This is a genomic window from Streptomyces sp. NBC_00490, from assembly GCF_036013645.1.
Lineage (GTDB): Bacteria > Actinomycetota > Actinomycetes > Streptomycetales > Streptomycetaceae > Streptomyces > Streptomyces canus_F.
Window position 1 is genome coordinate 1,166,954 of sequence record NZ_CP107869.1, and the last position, 16,728, is coordinate 1,183,681.

Consider the following 16,728-nt stretch of genomic DNA (forward strand, 5'->3'; position numbering starts at 1 on the left):
TGTGCGGCAGCTACCACGAGATGGACTGCGGGACAGACACGGGGCCAACGATGAGGCCACGATGGGGACTTGGAGCAGCGGCGGGCGTCGGGGCGGCGGTCCGAGTTCGCCCAGGATCTGGGGAGGCGGCGTTCGTGAGGTGTGAGGATCGGGTTCGTGAAGCGGCCTGAACGTGTCGCTGTCATCGGCGTGGGCGTCCTGGGAGCCAGCGTGGGCTGGAACCTGTCCCGGCGCGGGGCCGAAGTGGTGTTCATCGACGCGGGCCGACCGGGCGAGGGTGTCACCAACTGGTCCTTCTCGTGGGTCAACGCCGGCAACAAGACGGTGACCAGGTCCTACTTCGACCTGAACGTCGCGGGCATGTCGGCCCACCGTGATCTGGCGAAGGTCATCGGACCGGACTCGTGGTGGTATCCCAGCGGCCACCTGCGCTGGGCGGACGAACCCACGGCGCAGGCGCGGTTCCTCAAAACGGCCGAGTTGTTGGCCGGTTGGGGCTACCGGGTCGAGGAATACACGGGGGCCGACGTGCGCCGCCGCCTCGAACCCGCCGTCATGGTGCCCGGTGGGGCTCGGGTGCTGTTCTATCCCGACGAGGGCTGGGTGCACGGCCGTCATCTCGTCCGCCGTCTGGTCCACGAGGCCGTGGCATCCGGCGCCGAGCTGCGCTCCGGCGTCGCGGTCCGTGACCTCGGCACCGGCGGCGACGGAAGCGTCCGGACCGTTGCCCTGTCCGACGGGAGCTCTCTCGACGTCGACGTCGTCGTGAACGCGGCAGGCCCCAGCGCCTCACACATCGCCGGGCTCGTCGCACGGCACCTGCCGATGCGCGCGGAGCCCGGCGTCGTCGCCCGGGTCAGCTGTGCTCCCGTCCCGATCCACCGGGCCATGCACGCACCACACATCGAGATGCGCCCGGACGGAGACGCCTCGGTGGTCCTCCACAGCCGGGAGATCGACGCCCTCATCGACACCGGCGAAGAGCCCGGCCAACTCGCCCGCCTGCTCCACGAATCGGCCCGGCACGTCGTCCCCGAACTCGGCGACTCCCCCGTCGCCCAGGTACGGACAGCCCACCGGCCCATCCCCGCCGACGGGTTCCCCTCCGTAGGACCGGTACCGTCCGTGCCGGGCTACTACGAAGCCGTCACCCACAGCGGCATCACCCTCGGACCCGTCATCGGCAGACTCCTCGCCTCGGAAATCCTCACCGGCGAAAGAGACGCACTGCTCACGGACTTCCACCCGCAGCGGTTCCCGCCGTGACAGCCGGGCGAGCGCAGGCGCACGAGCACGGGTACCGCTCCGCACGCCCACATCACCGTGCTCAATCAATGCCGATGACACCTGCACGACGGCGCTGCATCATGGCCACCATGGACTCGCCGAGCACCGACTGGGTCGCCATCGCGGCCTACGAGAATCTGGGCCGCCTCCACCCCGCGCAGGCCGCACGCGCTTGACTGCGGAACCGCGGCATCGACTGGATGCCGTTCACCGCGGACGAAGTCCAGTGGGACCTCACCTGCGGCATCGGTCCTGACGGCCACTGGCACGGCTGGTTCACCGTCCGCGTCGACGCACATGCGCTCCGGCGGCTCGGACTGCATCCCGACCAGCCCACGGCCAGGGTCACTGGCCCCTCCCCGCCCGGCTGGTGGCATGCCGCCGCAGAACGCAACGCTCACCACTACCTCGGGGGATCAACCCCACGGCAGGCCTGACCTCACTCGGCGCGCTGCCCGACCCGCAGGAAGCTCAGGTAGCGGCGTGAGGCTCGGTCGCCCAGTCGCGTGCGGATGCGCTCGGCGATGGCGTCGAGGAGGGGCTCGCGGACGTCGGAATCGAGTTTGCGGTACAGCGATTGCGAGCGGAGGTGGTCGGCAAAGCCGTCGCCGTCGAACCACTGAACGGTGGGGTACCAGCGCACGATCGTCGGGCCGAACAATTCCCCGGGATCATCGACCGGGCCCCAGCCCTCGTCGCTGGCACGCACCTCGTCCTCCAGCGGCGGGTGACCCCAGTCGGGGTTCCCGGGGCAGAACCGCTCATGGAGGTCGGCGGTCTCGGCGTAGACCTCGGGCTCGTCCGGCCTGCTGACGACGACGTGGCCGAGCAGCGCAGCCCAGCCTCCGGGGTGGAGCACGTCGTGCGCTCTCCGCCAGCCGACCGACGGGTCGACCCAGTGCCACGACGACGCGGCCACGAGGGCGTCGAAGCGCCGGCCGCGGTCGTCCCACGCCTCGAACGTCGACGTCTCGACCTCGACATCACGGAATGCCGCGAGCCGCCGGCGAGCGAGCGCGGCCATGTCGGCGCCGGGCTCGACGGCGGTCACCGCGTATCCGAGGGCCGCCAGTGAACGCGTCGCCTGACCGGTACCGCAGCCCACCTCGAGCACCCTCGACTTCGAGCCCATGCCGGTGACGGCGGCCAGGTCCGCGAACAACTCGTCGGGGTAGCCCGGCCGGACCCGGTCGTAGAGCTCCGGCACCTCGTTGAACACTCGGCCGAGGTGACGTTGGTTCGGGTGCGTCTGCGGATCATCAGTCACGAACGCACAAGCTACGAGACCAGCGCACGAAGACGCCACCCCGCGCCGGCGCCACGGCCGGGTGAGATTAATCAGGGCACAATCGGTCGTGTTTTCCCGCGACTTGGGGGCATCCGGACGGCAAGTGCACATCAGCCCTCGACCGAAGGGACGGTCACCTTGCTGGCCATCATTTCCGCAGTCCTGTTCTTCATCGCCTTCCTGATCAACGCGGCCGAGATCTCCACCAACGACGCCTTCAGCTCGACCAACGTGATGTTGCTCGGGCTGACCGTTCTGGCCCTGCATCTCGCGGGTATCGGCACCGGCTGGTCCGCACGCGGCGGCCGCAGGCGCTGATTCCGTTCACCCGGCCGCCGTAAGGGCGAGGCGGTCGGGCGCACGTTCCCGGGATCCGCAGGTCCTGCGCCGCCATGACACGCCGCCGGATGGGCTATCGGGACCATTCGCGGACTATTGGGTCATAGCGTACAGAATATGATGAAACTTCATATCGCCTACCTGGCGTGCGCGACAGCGATCACCGGGGTGGGGCTCGGTGCCGCCTCGCCGGCCGCCGCGGACCACCAGATGACCCACGTGGTCTTTCCCGGGGAGTCGATCCAGGCGGCGGTGGACGCCGCCGACCCGGGAGACACCGTTCTCCTGACGCCCGGCACCTACCGCCAGAGCGTCAAGGTGACCACGCCCGGTCTCACCCTGCGCGGCATGGGCCGCAGCACCGTCCTCAAGCCGGCCACGACCAAGGCCGCCGAGAGCTGCGGCGAAAACGGCAACGGCATCTGCGTGGTCGGGAAGAAGGACAAGGACATCAAGGGCGTCACCGTCGCCTCCCTGACCGTGACGGGCTTCGCCAAGTCCGGAGTGTTCTCGGTGGGAACCGACGGCCTCACCGTGCAGAACGTGACCGCGGAGAAGAACGGGGTCTGGGGCATCGCCCAAGAGCGTTCGGTCCACAGTGTGTTCCGCAAGAACACCGCCCGCGACAACGGCGACGCCGGCCTGTTGCTCGCGAACACGATCAAGGCCGACGAGGGCGCCGCGGACACCGAGGGAACGGTGATCGAAGGCAACCTTCTGGAAGGCAATCGAGTCGGTCTCACCGTCCGACGGCTGCGGAACCTCACCGTCGCGCACAACCAGGTCATCGGCAACTGCGCGGGCATCTTCGTCGTGGGCGACGAGAACAAGCCGAAGGCCGGCGCCCTGACCGTGCGGGACAACCGCGTCGCGCGGAACAACAAGTCCTGCCCGAAGACCGCGCGGCTCGAGGCACTGCAAGGCTCCGGCATCGTGCTGACCGGCGCCGAGGACACCCTGGTGACGCGGAACCGGGTCACGGACAACGCCGGCCCCTCCTCGCTGTCGGGCGGCATCGTCCTGTTCAAGAGCTTCGTGGGCGCCACCAGCGAGCGGAACCGGATCACCGACAACGTACTGAAGGACAACGCCCCGGCGGACCTCGTCAACACCGACACCGGCGAGGGCAACACCTTCCAGGGCAACACCTGCCGGGCGTCCAAGCCCGCGGGTCTGTGCTGACGGACATGGCGTCGCTCATGAACTCGAAGAAGGAAGGCGGCACATGACGACCACACAGACCACGCCACCGGCCACACAGAACGGACAGACCGCGCCGCCGCCATCCATGCGGCTCAGGGAACTCGTGTTCGGGGCGGCGTGCGCGGCCGCCCTCCGCGCGGCCGCGCGGCTGAAGGTCGCCGACGCCCTCGGTGACGGCCCGCTGGCCGTGGAGGACCTCGCGGCCGCGGTGAAGACCGAACCCAAGCCACTACGACGGCTGCTGCGCGCCCTGTCCTGCTACGGCATCTTCGCCGAGCGGCCGGACGGGACGTTCACCCACACGGACATGTCCCGGCTGCTGCGCGAGGACGATCCGCACAGCCTGCGCGACATCGCGCTGTGGTGCACCGAGCCGTGGACCTGGGACGCGTGGCCCCGGCTGGACGAGGCGGTGCGCTCCGGGCGCAACGTCGTAGAGGATCTGTACGGCAAGGAGTTCTTCCCCTACCTCAACGAGGACGCCCCCGAATCGGCCGACGTCTTCAACCGTGCCATGACGACCTCCAGCGTGCAGTCGGCGCGGGATGTCGCGCAGTTCCTCGATCTGTCGGGGGCCACCTCGGTCGCCGACATCGGCGGTGGCCAGGGGCATGTGGTGGCGAGTCTGCTGGAGAAGTACCCCTCGCTCCACGGCACTCTGCTCGACCTGCCGCGCGTGGTGGCCAACGCCGACCCACGGCTGCGGCCGGGAGGAGCACTCGCGGACCGGATGCGTCTCGTGCCCGGTGACTGCCGTGCGGCCGTCCCGGTCCAGGCCGATGTCTACGTCATCAAGAACATCCTGGAGTGGGACGACGACAGCACGACCCGCACGCTGCGCAACGTCATCGAGGCGGGCGGTCCCGGATCGCGGGTCGTGGTCATCGAGAACCTCGTCGACGACACGCCCTCGATGCGGTTCAGCACCGCCATGGACCTGCTGCTGCTCCTCAACGTGGGCGGCGCCAAGCACACCACCGCCAGCATGGCGGGCAGGCTGACGGAGGCGGGCCTGGTCATCGACGACGTCAGCCCGGTCAATCCCTATCTGCACGCGTTCGACTGCACCGTCCCCGGGTGACCACGTCCCCTGGGCAGCACCCGCACGAACCGCCGGTCGCCGGGCACGCAATCCTCGCGTGCCCGGCGACCGGCGGTTCGTGCGGGTGGTTCAGGAGGCGGCGTCCCGCTCCCAGGTGTAGAAGCAGCGCGCCATCGCGTCCTTCGGTGAACGCCAGGTCGCCGGGTCGTACGCGGTGACGTACGCCGACAGCCGCTCACTGATGTCCCGGAACTCGGGGCGGCCGGCCGCCTTCGCGATGGCGGGCCCGGGGTCCCGCTCCGACTCGATGAGGTGCAGGTACACGTCGTCGAACTGGAAGAGACTGCGCCGGGCGACTCCCACGAGGTGCGGCAGTTCCCCCCGGTCCGACTCATCGAACACCTTGGCGATGTCGAGGGCCGACTCCGGTGCCATGCGGGCGACGATCAGGGTTTGGTGCATCGTCCTGTCCTCCGTCCCGGTCAGTCGGAGAGCATCGGCGCGGGCCGGCGTTCCGTCGCGGCCTGCTCGATGCGGTCCCGGATCAGGGCCATCTGGACCTTGGAGTTGCGGTTGATGTTGTCCGTCATCCAGTCGTCGTCGACCGGTGCGTCCGGCTTCATCGCGAAGTCCTGGGTCCACACCATGCGGGTGCCTGCGCGCACCTCCTCGTACTCCCACACGATGTTCATGTAGGCGAAGGGTCCGGTCTCCACCCGGCGGGCCCGCACGATGAGCTTGTCGCGGTCCGGCTCCCGCTCGGAGACCCAGCTCCACACCTTGCCGTTGTCGTCCGGGTGCATCGTCAGCCGGAAGGTGGTCCTGTTCCCCTCCTGGGAGAGGATCTCGGCGGAGGCGTACTCGCTGAACAACTGCGGCCAGTTCGCGACGTCGTTGGTCATGTCCCAGACCAGGTCGAGCGGCGCGGCGATGGTGACTTCGTTCTGCGTGTGTCCGGCCATGTCAGGCACCCGCCAGAAGTGCGCTGTTGACGAGATCGAGGAACTGCCGGGGGTTCTTGCTCTTCTCGGCGTCGGGAGGCATGGGTGTGCCGTACCGGTTCTCCAGCTCACCCACGATGCCGAGCAGCGCGAGGGAGTCGATGCCGAAGGCGTCGAAGCCGGTGTCGTACCGCTGCTGGAGTTCCTCCGGGGCGACGGTGACTCCGGCCGACTTCTTCATGAGTTCGGCGAGCTCTTCCACGGTGATTCGGTCACTCATACGGTTTGTCTCCCTGTTTCGTGTCGGGTGCTGTGTGATGGGTGCTCGCGATGCCTCGTCAGGAGGCGTCGCCGGCGCCGAGCCGTAGCACGAGCGCCGAGTTCGACCCCATGAGGCCTCGGCTGAGGACCAGCGCCGTGCCCAGTTCGGCGGCGCGGGCGCGGGAGGTCACGAGGTCGAGGTCGTGGCAGGCGTCGAAGACGTTCGGGGTGGGCGGAATCAGACCGTGTTCCAGCGCCAGCACCGCCGCGGCGACGTCCAGCACTGGCGCCGCCGAGTAACCCCGGCCGAAGGCGGTCTTCGGTGCCGTGACGGGGACCCGTCTGCCGTGCGCGCCCAGGGCGTCCGCGATCGCCAGTGCTTCGGCTCGGTCCGCCTCCGGTACGCCGAGGGCATCGGCGAAGACCACGTCGATCTCCTCGGGGGCGCAGCCGGCCTCGTCCAGGGCGCCCCGGATGGCCTGGGCCAGCCCTTCCCGGGACTGCTCCCAGCGGGAGGCGCCGGTGAACGTCGCCCCGTGGCCCGCCAGGGTGGCCCGCACGGGCGCACCCCGTCGACGGGCCGAGGTCTCGGCTTCCACGACGAGCATGGCGCCGCCTTCGGCGGGCACGAATCCGCAGGCCGAGGCGGTGAACGGACGGTAGGCGCGCTCCGGGTCGTCGACGAGGCTCAGCTCCTCGTAGCCGAGCTGGCAGACCATCGAATAGGGGGCCAGCGGCGCCTCGGTGGCACCGGCCACGATCACGTCGGTGCCGCGCCGCACGGCCCGCGCCGCATGCGCCAGGGCGTCGAGGCCGCCGGCCTCGTCGGCGGCGACCACACCGCAAGGGCCCTTGAAGCCGCGGCGGATGGAGATCTGACCGGTGCTCGCGGCGTAGAACCAGGCGATGGACTGATACGGCCCGACGAAGCGACTGCCCTTGTCCCACAGCTGCTGCAGCTCCCGCTGCCCGAACTCGCCGCCACCGGAACCTGCCGCGGTGACCACGCCCACGGAGAACGGCGCGGCGTCCGTTTCGGCCCGGTCGAGGCCGGCGTCGTCGAGCGCCTGGTCGGCCGCGGCCATCGCGAAATGCGTGAACCGGTCGGTCTGGACGAGGTAGCGCTCCTCGACCACGGTCGGCGGGTCGAAGTCCCGGACCTCACCGGCCACCCGCAGCGGCAGGTGCCCGCATCCTTCCCGGGTGATCCGGTCCAGGACGCTGATGCCCTCCCTGGTCGACTTCCAGAAGGTCTCGGTGCTGGTTCCGTTGGGCGCGACCAGTCCGATGCCGGTGATGGCCGCGCGCCGAGGATGCGGTTCGCTCATCGTGTCTTCTCCCTCGGCAGGTTCATGATCACCGCGGACTGGAAGCCGCCGAACCCGCTGCCCACGGAGAGCACGCTGTTCAGCCTCCGCTCGCGCGCGACGCGCGGGACGTAGTCCAGGTCGCACTCGGGGTCCGGGGTCTCGTAGTTCGCGGTGGGCGGGACGACCTGGTGGGTCAGGGCCAGCGCACAGGCGACGACCTCGATCGCGCCGATCGCACCCAGGGAATGGCCCACCATGGACTTGATGGAGCTCATGGGCGTGTCATAGGCGTGCGCGCCCAGGACGCGTTTGACCGCGGCCGTCTCGTGCCGGTCGTTCTGCTGGGTGCCCGATCCGTGCGCGTTGACGTAGTCGATCGCCGTGGGGTCGAGCCGAGCCTGGTCGAGGGCGTCCTCGATGGCCCGGGCCATCTCCAGGCCCTCGGTGGTCAGACCGGTCATGTGGTAGGCGTTGCCGAAGGTGGCGTAGCCGCTGAGCTCGCAGTACACGTGCGCGCCGCGGGCCAGTGCGTGTTCCAGCTCCTCCAGGACGAGTACCGCGCCGCCCTCGCCCATGACGAACCCGTTGCGGTCGGCGTCGAAGGGGCGTGAGGCGTGGGCGGGGTCGTCGTTGTTCGGGGAGGTGGCCTTGATCGCGTCGAAGCAGGCCATGGTGATCGGTGAGATCGGCGAGTCCGAGGCGCCGGTGATGCACACGTCGGCCCTGCCCTCCTCGATCGCGTGGAAGGCGTAGCCCACCGCGTCAAGCCCCGAGGTGCAGCCGGTGGAGACGGTCTGCACCGGCCCGCGTGCCTCGAACCGCTCCGCCACCGCCGAGGCGAGGGTGCTGGGCGAGAACGCCCGGTGCAGATGGGGGCCGGACTGGCGGTGGTCCACGTCCCAGCGCTTGCCGCTCTCGCTGACCAGTACGTAGTCCTGCTCCAGCCGGGTGGTGCCGCCGACCGCGGTGCCCAGGGAGACCCCGACGCGCCACGGGTTCTCCGCCGCGAGGTCGAGGCCGGAGTCCCGTACGGCCTCCTCCCCGGCGACCAGGGCGAACTGGATGTACCGGTCGCACCGGGCGATCTGCTCCGCGTCCAGCCCGTGGGCCGCCGGGTCGAAGTCGCACTCGGCGGCGATGCGCGAACGCAGCCCGGACGGGTCGAAGAACGTGATGCCCCGGGTCGCGGTACGCCCGTTGGACAGGAGATCCCAGAACGCCGGTATGCCGATGCCGTCCGGAGCGACGATGCCCAGTCCGGTGACCGCCACGCGCCTCGTCATGAACGGACCTGAGATCGCTCGGCCGGCCGTCCCGCACCCCCGGGGGCCGCCTCCACCACGATCGGTACGCCGTCGGCGTCCTCGGTGTCGACATGGCCGAGCGGCGGGCTCGGGGCGAGCGGGCCGAGGTGGAAGACCATGCGGGCCTCCACCTTGCCGACGTTGCGGAAGCGGTGGCGCATGTGGGTGGGGATCAGCAGCCCCTGCTCGGGCTGGAGCGGATGGGGCTCACCGTCCAGGTCCACCTCCAGCTGCCCGCACAGGACGTAGATGAACTCCTCGGAGTACGGGTGGTAGTGCTCGGCGATGCGGTCGCCGGGCTGGATGATGGCCACGCCCATGAAGCCGCTGGTCGAGCCGACGGTGGTGGGGGTGAGCAGGGCACGCAGGTCGCCACCGCGCCGAGTGTTGGGCTCGACCTCGCTGACATCCACGATTCCGGGATGGCGGTTGTTCACGACGTTCCTCCGAACATGTGCAGCATCGACAGGGGGGCGCGGCCGTCACGGCCCGGGTACCGGCGAGTCAGGCGTCGGACGCCCGACGGTCGGTGACGAGTTCCATGCGGGAGACGGTGAGGAGGCGAGCGGGGGCGCCGTCCTTCAGCGCCGGACCGTCCGCTCCGAAGGCTTCGCCGTCGAGCAGTTCCGTCAGCTCGGCCGCCTGGCTGCGATCCGTGAGACCGAGCACGGGGCTCGGGTCGGTGTCGAGGCCGCCGCGCACGTCGACCAGCCGTACGACGACGTCGTCGCGCTGGAAGATCGTGCTGCGCAGCACCGGTCCGTGCGGATCGTCCGCCGCCGCCTCGTCCTGACGGGCCAGCAACTCGGCCAGCCGCAGACCGCACCCCTCACGGGCCGGGTAGTACAGCGCGTGCCGCACCGCGTCCGGACTCTCCTGACCCGCCGTCACATGGTGTACGGCGGGCAGCGCCGCCCGGGTGAAGAAGACGCGGGCGGACTCGGGGTCGTCGAGGTCCCTGTCCTGCTCCAGAAAGGGGTTGATGGCCTCCTCGACGGCCCGCACCTCGGGCTGCCGGGCGACGTGCCGCAGCGCGGCGAGCAGGTCGCCCCGCACCTCGATGGCCCGGACCACCCGGTTGCCGTGCATGAACAGGGAGGTGCGGCACAGCTGGGTGGTGTCGTCGACCCGCGGCTCCGGTGACGTGTACCCGGACAGGATCTCGGCCACCTTCTTCTCGCTGCCCGGCTTGACCGTGAAGGTGAGCGCGTGCCGGATCAGGCCGTCGCCGATCCTCGGTGCCACCTGGAGGCGCCGGGTGCCGGACCCGGTCTGCGCCGCCGGGCCGCCGGTCTCGCGGACGATGTGGAAGCGAAGGGACCTGGTGTCGCGGACACAGCTGTGCAGTGGCTCCACCATCCGCACGTGTTCCTCGCTGTTCACCCAGGTGAGGAAGGGCGGGGCGCTCTCCCACTCACTCGTGATGAGCCATTGGGAGGGGTTCTCGATGGACTGGCACAGCTGGTCACTGACATGCCCGGGGACGGAGGCGACCTGGTTGCACAGCTGCTCGTACGCCTCCAGGAACTGCTGCTGGGCCCCGTCGTAGACGTCCACCAGCAGGACGACGCGGAGCGGGGAGCCGTCGAACACGGACTGGGAGACGCGTTGCGCCGCCTGCCGCATGAGAGTTTCCGGAGCACGTTCGGACGTGGTGGTCATGCTGCGCACATCTCCTTCGCGGGGGCCAAAGCGGACGGATCGCGGCGCTGTCGATGAGACGTTGACGAGCCTCGATCTCCTCGATCCTGATCCCGCTCCCACAGCCGCGCGACTCATGTGCCACTGCCCGGGTGACCGGCCGCCGGGGAAGGCGGGGTCCGCTCAGGCGAGGTGGGCGAAGACCACCAGGTTGTCCGTGTAGTCCCTGACGGTGCGGTCGTAGTCACCGGCGCAGGTGATGAGCCGGACCTGTGCCTGGGCCGTGTCGGCGTACACGCGCCGGCTGGGGAAGTTCTCCTTGTCGAACGTCTCCACGCTGTCGACCACGAAGGACGCTGTGCGCCCGTCGGCTCGTCTGACGTGGAAGACGTCGCCCTTCTCCAGTTCGCCTAGGTCGGCGAAGACGGCTGCCGACGTCGCCGTGTCGACGTGCCCGGCGATGATCGACGTGCCCGCCTCTCCGGGGGTCGCTCCCTTGGCGTGCCAGCCGACGAGGTTGGTGTCGTCGGCCGGGGGCGGTTCGAGCTGCCCCGTGCGGCCGATGGAGAGTTCGGTGAAGGGGGCGTCGACGGAGATCTTCGGAATGAGCAGGCGTACGGGCCTCGATCGCGGCAGATGCTTCCCCGCGGGCTGTGCGGCCGGCGGAGCCGCCGCGGCGGTGTGAGCGGGGCGCGACGGGCGGGGGGCGTCGGACGACGCGGTGTCGGACGCGGTGTCATTGCCGCCGAACAGGCTGATGGCCAGCACCAGGGCGGCCACGGCGCCGATCACCATCACCTTGGTACGGGAAGGGTTGTCTGCGGGGGACGGGGGGACTGCCATCGGACACCACCTCACCAGGGCACGGCAGCACATCGGACGAGGGACGGGGCACGGGGAAAACCGGCGGGGCCGCCACGCTGCACAGGCGTGGCGGCCACAGCGGCTATCGCATCCGGCATGGGTCAGGCCACGCTTCCTGCGGTCTTCCTGCGGCGCACCGAGTACAGACCGGTTCCGACGACGGCCAGGACGGCCAGCCCACCCGCGGTCACGGCAGGCGAGGCCAACGCGCCGCCACCGGTGTGCATGCCGCCGCTGGGCTTCTCCTCCTTGCCGCTCCAGGAGTCGCTGTCCTCCTTGCTCCAGGAGTCGCCGCCGTCCTCCTTGCTCCAGGAGTCCTCCTGCTTACCGCTGCCGGAGTCCTTGCCGTGCTCCTTGTCCTTGTAGGTCTCCGGGTCGAACTTGGGGTCCTTGGCGGTGTCCGAGCCGTCCACGTTCGCCGCGGTCAGGGCCCCACCACCGGTGTGCATGCCACCGCGCGGCGAGTCGTGCTCGGCGTCCTTGCCGTGCTCCTTGCCGTGCTCCTTGTCGTGGTCCTTGCTGTAGGAGGAGTCCGTGTGGTCCTCCCAGTCGTTCCCGGCCGCGTAGGCGCCAGGAGCGCCGAGGACGAGGACGGTCGAAGCCGCCGCGGTGGCCAGGAGCATGCGAGCAGAGTGCATCTGACGTTCCCTCCGTCAAGGGACGGACAGCTGGCACTTCGTCAGCTGATGTGACCCGCCCTCGACGTGATCCACCGTCAGTCAGCTGACCTGCCGTCACAACTCGGGACGATCACACGGGTGAACCCGCACGGTTCCCGGCGGCACGACGTCACGACCGCGCGACACGGCCGGCCGACCCCGTCCAGGGGTCGGCCGGCCGTGTCCTACGAGGTCAGACCGCTACCAGCAGCGTCGTCAGGACGTGGCGCAGTGCCGACTGCGCGTCCGGGTCCGGCCCTGCGGACCGCCAGGCCACGAACCCGTCGGGCCGCACAAGTACGGCGCCGCCGCGCGCCGTTCCATGGACGGCCGACCAGTCCGTGTCGCCCTCGGGCGTCAGCTCGGCACCGGGAGCGCTGCCCACCCGGTAGGAGGCCAGGGGGACGGACATCTCCTCGGCGAGCCGAACGGCGGCCTCGTGCCAGCCACTCGGGTCGTCGGCGTCGCTGAGCAGCACGAACGAGCGTTCGTAGAGATCCAGCGTGGAGATCCGCTCGCCTTGATGACGTACCGCCAGGTGGGGGGCCCTGCTGCCGGGTTCACCGGACAGGTCGAAGCGTTCCGGTACGACCGGAGCCGCGGGGTCGGTGCCGACGACGGCGCCCTGCGGATAGCGGTAGCCCAGGACCACGTTGAGGATGCCGCGCTGCGGGCCGCCTCCCCCGCCGCCACCGCCCATGCCGGGCGGCGGGGCGAACCCGGGGTGGCTGTGCTCGACCGACCGTGCGGCGGCGCGGGCGCTGGTCGCCTCGGCCACCGGGCGCCGCTCGGCGTCGTAGGTGTCCAGCAGCCCCTCCCCCGCCCATCCGCCGAGCACCGCGGCCAGCTTCCACGCGAGGTTGTGCGCGTCCTGGATGCCGGTGTTGGAGCCGAAGGCCCCGGTGGGGGACATCTCGTGGGCCGAGTCACCGGCCAGGAAGACCCGCCCGGACCGGTAGCTGCGGGCGACCCTCTGGGCGGCGTTCCAGGGAGCCTTGCCGGTGACCTGTACGTCGAGGTCGGCCACTCCGACCGCGCGTCTGATGTGCTCGGCACACCGCTCGTCGGTGAACTCCTCCAGGGTCTCGCCGCGTTCCGGGTGCCAGGGAGCGTGGAAGACCCAGTTCTCGCGGTTGTCCACGGGCAGCAGAGCGCCGTCGGCTTCGGGGTCCGTCAGGTAGCAGACGATGAAGCGGCGGTCGCCCACGACATCGGCGAGGCGGCGGGACCGGAAGGTGATGCTGACGTTGCTGAACAGGTCACCAGGACCGCTCTGGGCGATGCCGAGTTGCTCGCGGACGGGGCTGCGGGGACCGTCCGCCGCGACGAGGTAGTCCGCACGGATGGTGGTGTGCTCGCCCGTGTCCCGGCTCTTGACCACCGCGGTGACGCCGGAGGGATCACTGTCGAACGACAGCATTTCGGTCCCGTACCGCAGATCGCCGCCGAGCCGCTCGGCGTGCTCGAACAGCACCGGCTCCAGGTCGTTCTGACTGCACAGGCACCACGAGCTGGGGCTGAAGCGGGCCAGTGCGCCGCCCGCGTCGATCTCCTTGAAGAGCCACTCGCCCGCGTCGCCGACCAGGGTGGGCGTCTGCAGGATGCCGTGGTTGTCGTCCAGTGTGGCGGCGGCCTCCCGGATCCCCGGCTCGATGCCGGCCGTCCGGAACAGCTCCATGGTGCGGACGTTGTTGCCCCGCCCACGAGGGTGGATGGAAGTGCCGGCGTGGCGCTCCACCAACGTGTGCCGTACGCCCAACCGGCCCAGGAACAGGGAGGTCGACAGGCCGACGAGGGAACCGCCGACAATGAGGACCGGGACCTGATGGGTCGTGGGGTCGGCTTGATCGTCTGTTTGATTCATGGCTCGCCTCCAGCGCGTCGTGTCCGTCGACTCGGCCGGGTAAGGCCGCGAGCCTCATCCATGCCCCGCGCTGCGATCACAGGCCCAAGCTTCACCCACTCAACGCGCCCGGTTCGCCGAGTCGGCGGACACCTCCGCGATCCGGAACCTGACGCGGCGTGAGGGCGCCCTGCTCACCGGCGATCTGACGGTTCGACGGTGTGCGGCGCGGAAAGCAGGACGGCGTGCGGCCTGGGCGGTGGCCGCTCAGGCCGACTCGAACGATCGACACAGCCGACTGGAACGGAGCGTCAGGCCGGGCGGACCGCACCCTTGATCGCCGACTGGCCGGCGAAGAACACCGACTCCTCACGGATGGTCGCTCCCGGGCCCGGGGCGTGGATCATCATGCCGTCCCCGCTCCAGATGCCCACGTGGCTGAGGTCGTCGTGGAAGAAGACCAGGTCTCCCACCCGGACCTCGGCGAGGGAGATCTGCATCCCCACTCCCCACTGGGCCTGGAGGGTCCGGGGCAGCGTGACGCCTGCCGCCTTCCATGCGGCCTGGGTGAGACCGGGGGCGTCGTACGATCCCGGCCCGACCGCGCCCCAGACACAGGGCCGACCGATCTGCGCCCGGGCGAAGGCGATCACGCGCTCGGCCTGGGTGCTGTGGCCCGGGTCCACCGGCAGCCAGGAGGGGGCTTCGGGTGCCATGGAGGTGACCGGCGCCGTCGGGGCGGCAGCCACCGGCGGTGCGGCGTAGGCGTAGGCGGGTGCGGCGGCCGTCTCGATGGGGACCGCCAGGACAGGGGCCGCCAAGGCGGACGCAGAGACGTTCGTCAGGCCGGCGCCGTACGTCGAGGTGATCACGTCGGCCGGTCGGCCGACGGTGTAGGCAGGGGTGGGGTCGACCGACAGAGGCATGGCGTACGTCGCGGTCGCGTCGGTCGCGGGGCCAGCACCGTACGTCTCCGCGCCGTACGTCTCCGCGCCGAGCGCAGGAAGCTCCGCCTGGTAGTGACCCGCAGGGGTGGGGTCTGGGGCGATGGGCCATGTCGCGGCGGGCTCCGGGGCGGGGTCTGGGGCGGTGGGCCAGATCGCGGTGAGCTCCGGAGCGGGCTCCGCGGCGGGCTCCGGGGCCGGCTGGTACAGCGGCCACGCCGCCCCGTCGCCGCCGAGGACCGGCTGCGCTCCGGTGTGCCAGGCACTCTCGTCCCACCGGGACTCGACTGCCGCGGGCGCCTCGACGGGTGGGGCGGGCAGCTCCGGAAGGAATCCTGTGGTCGGCTCCTGAGCTGATCCGCCGGTCAACTCCCGTACGGCGCGCGTGGGCGGCTTGGGCGCTTCGAGGGCGAGGGGTTGCGCGGGACGTTCCGTCGGGAGTGCGGGCCGCGCCTGCTGGGGTGCGCGATCGGGACGGGCGGGCGTCCTTCTCCCCGGCTGCGATACCGGCACGGTCGGACCCAGCTTGGCGCGGGCGGCGTCGAACCACTGCCGGGCAAGGGCACCGACCGCGGGCTGCATGTCCTCCTGGGACCGCTCACGGCCCCCCGCCCCCCGCTGGCGCGGGATCGCGGCGGCGCGGGTCGCGTTGAAGGTGCCGGTGTCGCTCTCCGCCCGGTCGTAGAAGCTGTCGATCTTGCGCTGGACCTCGTCGCGGCTCGGCCCCTCACCCTCCCCTGGGAGAAGGGAGCCGCCCCGGCCCGAGAAAGGGGTCACTTCGGGGGGCGAGGTTCGTTCCGGCGCCATGGAAACGGCACTCCTTTCGTACGAGAGTGCACAAGACCGCCTGCCTGTCGGAGGGAGTCGTGCAGACAGTGACCAACTTAGCCAACTTGTAAGCCTTCCGTGAAGATCGAAGCACTAAATGCCCGATATGCTTCTGTGACCTTCGCCCCTCCAATTCCTGTCTCACCGCGATCCGTTGACCGACTGAAGGAAATTCCTGGATACCTGGGGATGGACGAGGCGCACACCCGTGGCGGGCTGTGCAGGAATCCTGAACTTCGTTTTGCCGGACCGGCAACAAGAGTGGCAACCCCGGGCACGGTCGGAGACCGTGGGCTCGTGACCGACAACATCGCAGCAGGACCACACACCGACGGATACCTCGGAGACCCCGCCGTGCGGGCAGAGTGGGACGACCGTTACACCGAGCGACAACAGTTGTGGAGCGGCCGGCCCAACGGTGCGCTCGTGGCCGAGGTCGCCGGCCTCACCCCCGGGCGCGTGCTCGACGTCGGCTGCGGCGAGGGCGCGGACGCCGTCTGGCTCGCCCGCGGCGGCTGGGACGTGACCGCGCTCGAGGTCTCCGGCGTGGCCCTGGAGCGGGCGGCCGGGCACGCCCGGGACGCCGGCGTCGCCATTCGCTGGGTCCACGCCGCACTCACCGAGGCAGCGCTCCCGCCGGCCTCCTTCGATCTGGTCTCCGCGCAGTACCCGGCGCTGCTGCGCACCCCTGACGCCGCCGCCGAGCGGGCACTGCTCGCGGCCGTCGCACCCGGGGGCGTACTGCTGCTCGTCCACCACGCGGGGATGGACACCCAGCACGCCGACGACGGCGGCTTCGACCCGGCCGACTATGTCTGGCCCTCGATGGTCGCCGACCTCCTCGACGACGACTGGGAAATCGAGGTGGACGAGCAACGGCCACGCGTGGCACCCGACGGCGGCGCCGGCGCGCACCACACCGACGACCTGGTACTGCGCGCACGCCGACTGCGCTGAGATCCTCGCTCAGGCAG

19 protein-coding genes are annotated in these 16,728 nt (G+C 70.4%); 7 read left to right on the forward strand and 12 right to left on the reverse strand.

What is annotated here, in order from left to right:
- Positions 1 to 156 precede the first annotated feature (156 nt).
- From OG381_RS05165 to OG381_RS05175, 3 genes are all read left to right on the forward strand, one after another.
- Positions 157 to 1,266, forward strand: coding sequence for an NAD(P)/FAD-dependent oxidoreductase (locus OG381_RS05165; protein WP_327714903.1), 1,110 nt, complete (start codon positions 157 to 159; stop codon positions 1,264 to 1,266).
- A gap of 74 nt (positions 1,267 to 1,340) precedes the next feature.
- The gene (locus OG381_RS05170) at positions 1,341 to 1,463 is read left to right on the forward strand and encodes a hypothetical protein (RefSeq protein ID WP_327714904.1); all 123 of its coding nucleotides are present in this window, start codon (positions 1,341 to 1,343) and stop codon (positions 1,461 to 1,463) included.
- A 24-nt stretch (positions 1,464 to 1,487) separates the two neighbouring features.
- Positions 1,488 to 1,724 carry a hypothetical protein gene (locus OG381_RS05175; protein ID WP_327714905.1) on the forward strand — a complete coding sequence of 79 codons (237 nt, stop codon included), beginning with the start codon at positions 1,488 to 1,490 and terminating at the stop codon, positions 1,722 to 1,724.
- 2 nt (positions 1,725 to 1,726) lie between these two features.
- Here OG381_RS05175 and OG381_RS05180 read toward each other — a convergent pair whose 3' ends face one another.
- Positions 1,727 to 2,554, reverse strand: coding sequence for a class I SAM-dependent methyltransferase (locus OG381_RS05180; RefSeq protein WP_327714906.1), 828 nt, complete (start codon positions 2,552 to 2,554; stop codon positions 1,727 to 1,729).
- Between the two features lie 159 nt (positions 2,555 to 2,713).
- Here OG381_RS05180 and OG381_RS05185 point away from each other — a divergent pair, with 159 nt between their 5' ends.
- The 3 genes from OG381_RS05185 (at position 2,714) to OG381_RS05195 (ending at position 5,198) form a co-directional block, all read left to right on the forward strand.
- Positions 2,714 to 2,893, forward strand: coding sequence for a hypothetical protein (locus OG381_RS05185; protein WP_327714907.1), 180 nt, complete (start codon positions 2,714 to 2,716; stop codon positions 2,891 to 2,893).
- Positions 2,894 to 3,031: 138 nt separating this feature from the next.
- Positions 3,032 to 4,096, forward strand: a complete 1,065-nt coding sequence (locus OG381_RS05190; protein ID WP_327714908.1) for a right-handed parallel beta-helix repeat-containing protein — start codon at positions 3,032 to 3,034, stop codon at positions 4,094 to 4,096.
- A 43-nt stretch (positions 4,097 to 4,139) separates the two neighbouring features.
- Entirely contained in the window at positions 4,140 to 5,198 is a 1,059-nt protein-coding gene (locus tag OG381_RS05195) for a methyltransferase (RefSeq protein ID WP_327714909.1), read from the forward strand.
- A 90-nt stretch (positions 5,199 to 5,288) separates the two neighbouring features.
- Here OG381_RS05195 and OG381_RS05200 read toward each other — a convergent pair whose 3' ends face one another.
- The 11 genes from OG381_RS05200 to OG381_RS05250 form a co-directional block, all read right to left on the reverse strand.
- A complete protein-coding gene (locus OG381_RS05200; RefSeq protein ID WP_327714910.1) occupies positions 5,289 to 5,621 on the reverse strand; it encodes a TcmI family type II polyketide cyclase in 333 nt (110 codons plus the stop codon).
- Between the two features lie 20 nt (positions 5,622 to 5,641).
- Positions 5,642 to 6,121 (reverse strand): SRPBCC family protein, encoded by a 480-nt coding sequence (locus OG381_RS05205; RefSeq protein WP_327714911.1) that lies wholly within the window; start codon positions 6,119 to 6,121, stop codon positions 5,642 to 5,644.
- A gap of 1 nt (position 6,122) precedes the next feature.
- Entirely contained in the window at positions 6,123 to 6,380 is a 258-nt protein-coding gene (locus tag OG381_RS05210) for an acyl carrier protein (RefSeq protein ID WP_266830871.1), read from the reverse strand.
- A 58-nt stretch (positions 6,381 to 6,438) separates the two neighbouring features.
- Entirely contained in the window at positions 6,439 to 7,689 is a 1,251-nt protein-coding gene (locus tag OG381_RS05215) for a ketosynthase chain-length factor (RefSeq protein WP_327714912.1), read from the reverse strand.
- Entirely contained in the window at positions 7,686 to 8,954 is a 1,269-nt protein-coding gene (locus tag OG381_RS05220; RefSeq protein WP_327714913.1) for a beta-ketoacyl-[acyl-carrier-protein] synthase family protein, read from the reverse strand. The genes OG381_RS05215 and OG381_RS05220 overlap by 4 nt, the downstream gene beginning before the upstream one ends.
- Positions 8,951 to 9,412, reverse strand: coding sequence for a cupin domain-containing protein (locus OG381_RS05225; protein ID WP_307035184.1), 462 nt, complete (start codon positions 9,410 to 9,412; stop codon positions 8,951 to 8,953). Before OG381_RS05225 ends, OG381_RS05220 begins: the two co-directional genes overlap by 4 nt.
- Positions 9,413 to 9,479: 67 nt before the next feature.
- Entirely contained in the window at positions 9,480 to 10,637 is a 1,158-nt protein-coding gene (locus OG381_RS05230; RefSeq protein WP_327714914.1) for a SchA/CurD-like domain-containing protein, read from the reverse strand.
- Positions 10,638 to 10,799: 162 nt separating this feature from the next.
- Entirely contained in the window at positions 10,800 to 11,459 is a 660-nt protein-coding gene (locus tag OG381_RS05235; RefSeq protein WP_327714915.1) for a class F sortase, read from the reverse strand.
- Between the two features lie 122 nt (positions 11,460 to 11,581).
- On the reverse strand, positions 11,582 to 12,118 hold the full coding sequence (locus OG381_RS05240) for an HIG1 domain-containing protein (protein WP_327714916.1): 537 nt from the start codon (positions 12,116 to 12,118) through the stop codon (positions 11,582 to 11,584).
- Positions 12,119 to 12,332: 214 nt separating this feature from the next.
- A complete protein-coding gene (locus tag OG381_RS05245) occupies positions 12,333 to 14,003 on the reverse strand; it encodes an FAD-dependent oxidoreductase (protein WP_327714917.1) in 1,671 nt (556 codons plus the stop codon).
- Between the two features lie 290 nt (positions 14,004 to 14,293).
- Positions 14,294 to 15,733, reverse strand: a complete 1,440-nt coding sequence (locus OG381_RS05250) for a C40 family peptidase (RefSeq protein ID WP_327714918.1) — start codon at positions 15,731 to 15,733, stop codon at positions 14,294 to 14,296.
- 318 nt (positions 15,734 to 16,051) lie between these two features.
- Here OG381_RS05250 and OG381_RS05255 point away from each other — a divergent pair, with 318 nt between their 5' ends.
- Positions 16,052 to 16,711, forward strand: a complete 660-nt coding sequence (locus OG381_RS05255) for a class I SAM-dependent methyltransferase (RefSeq protein WP_327714919.1) — start codon at positions 16,052 to 16,054, stop codon at positions 16,709 to 16,711.
- The last annotated feature ends 17 nt before the right edge of the window (positions 16,712 to 16,728 follow it).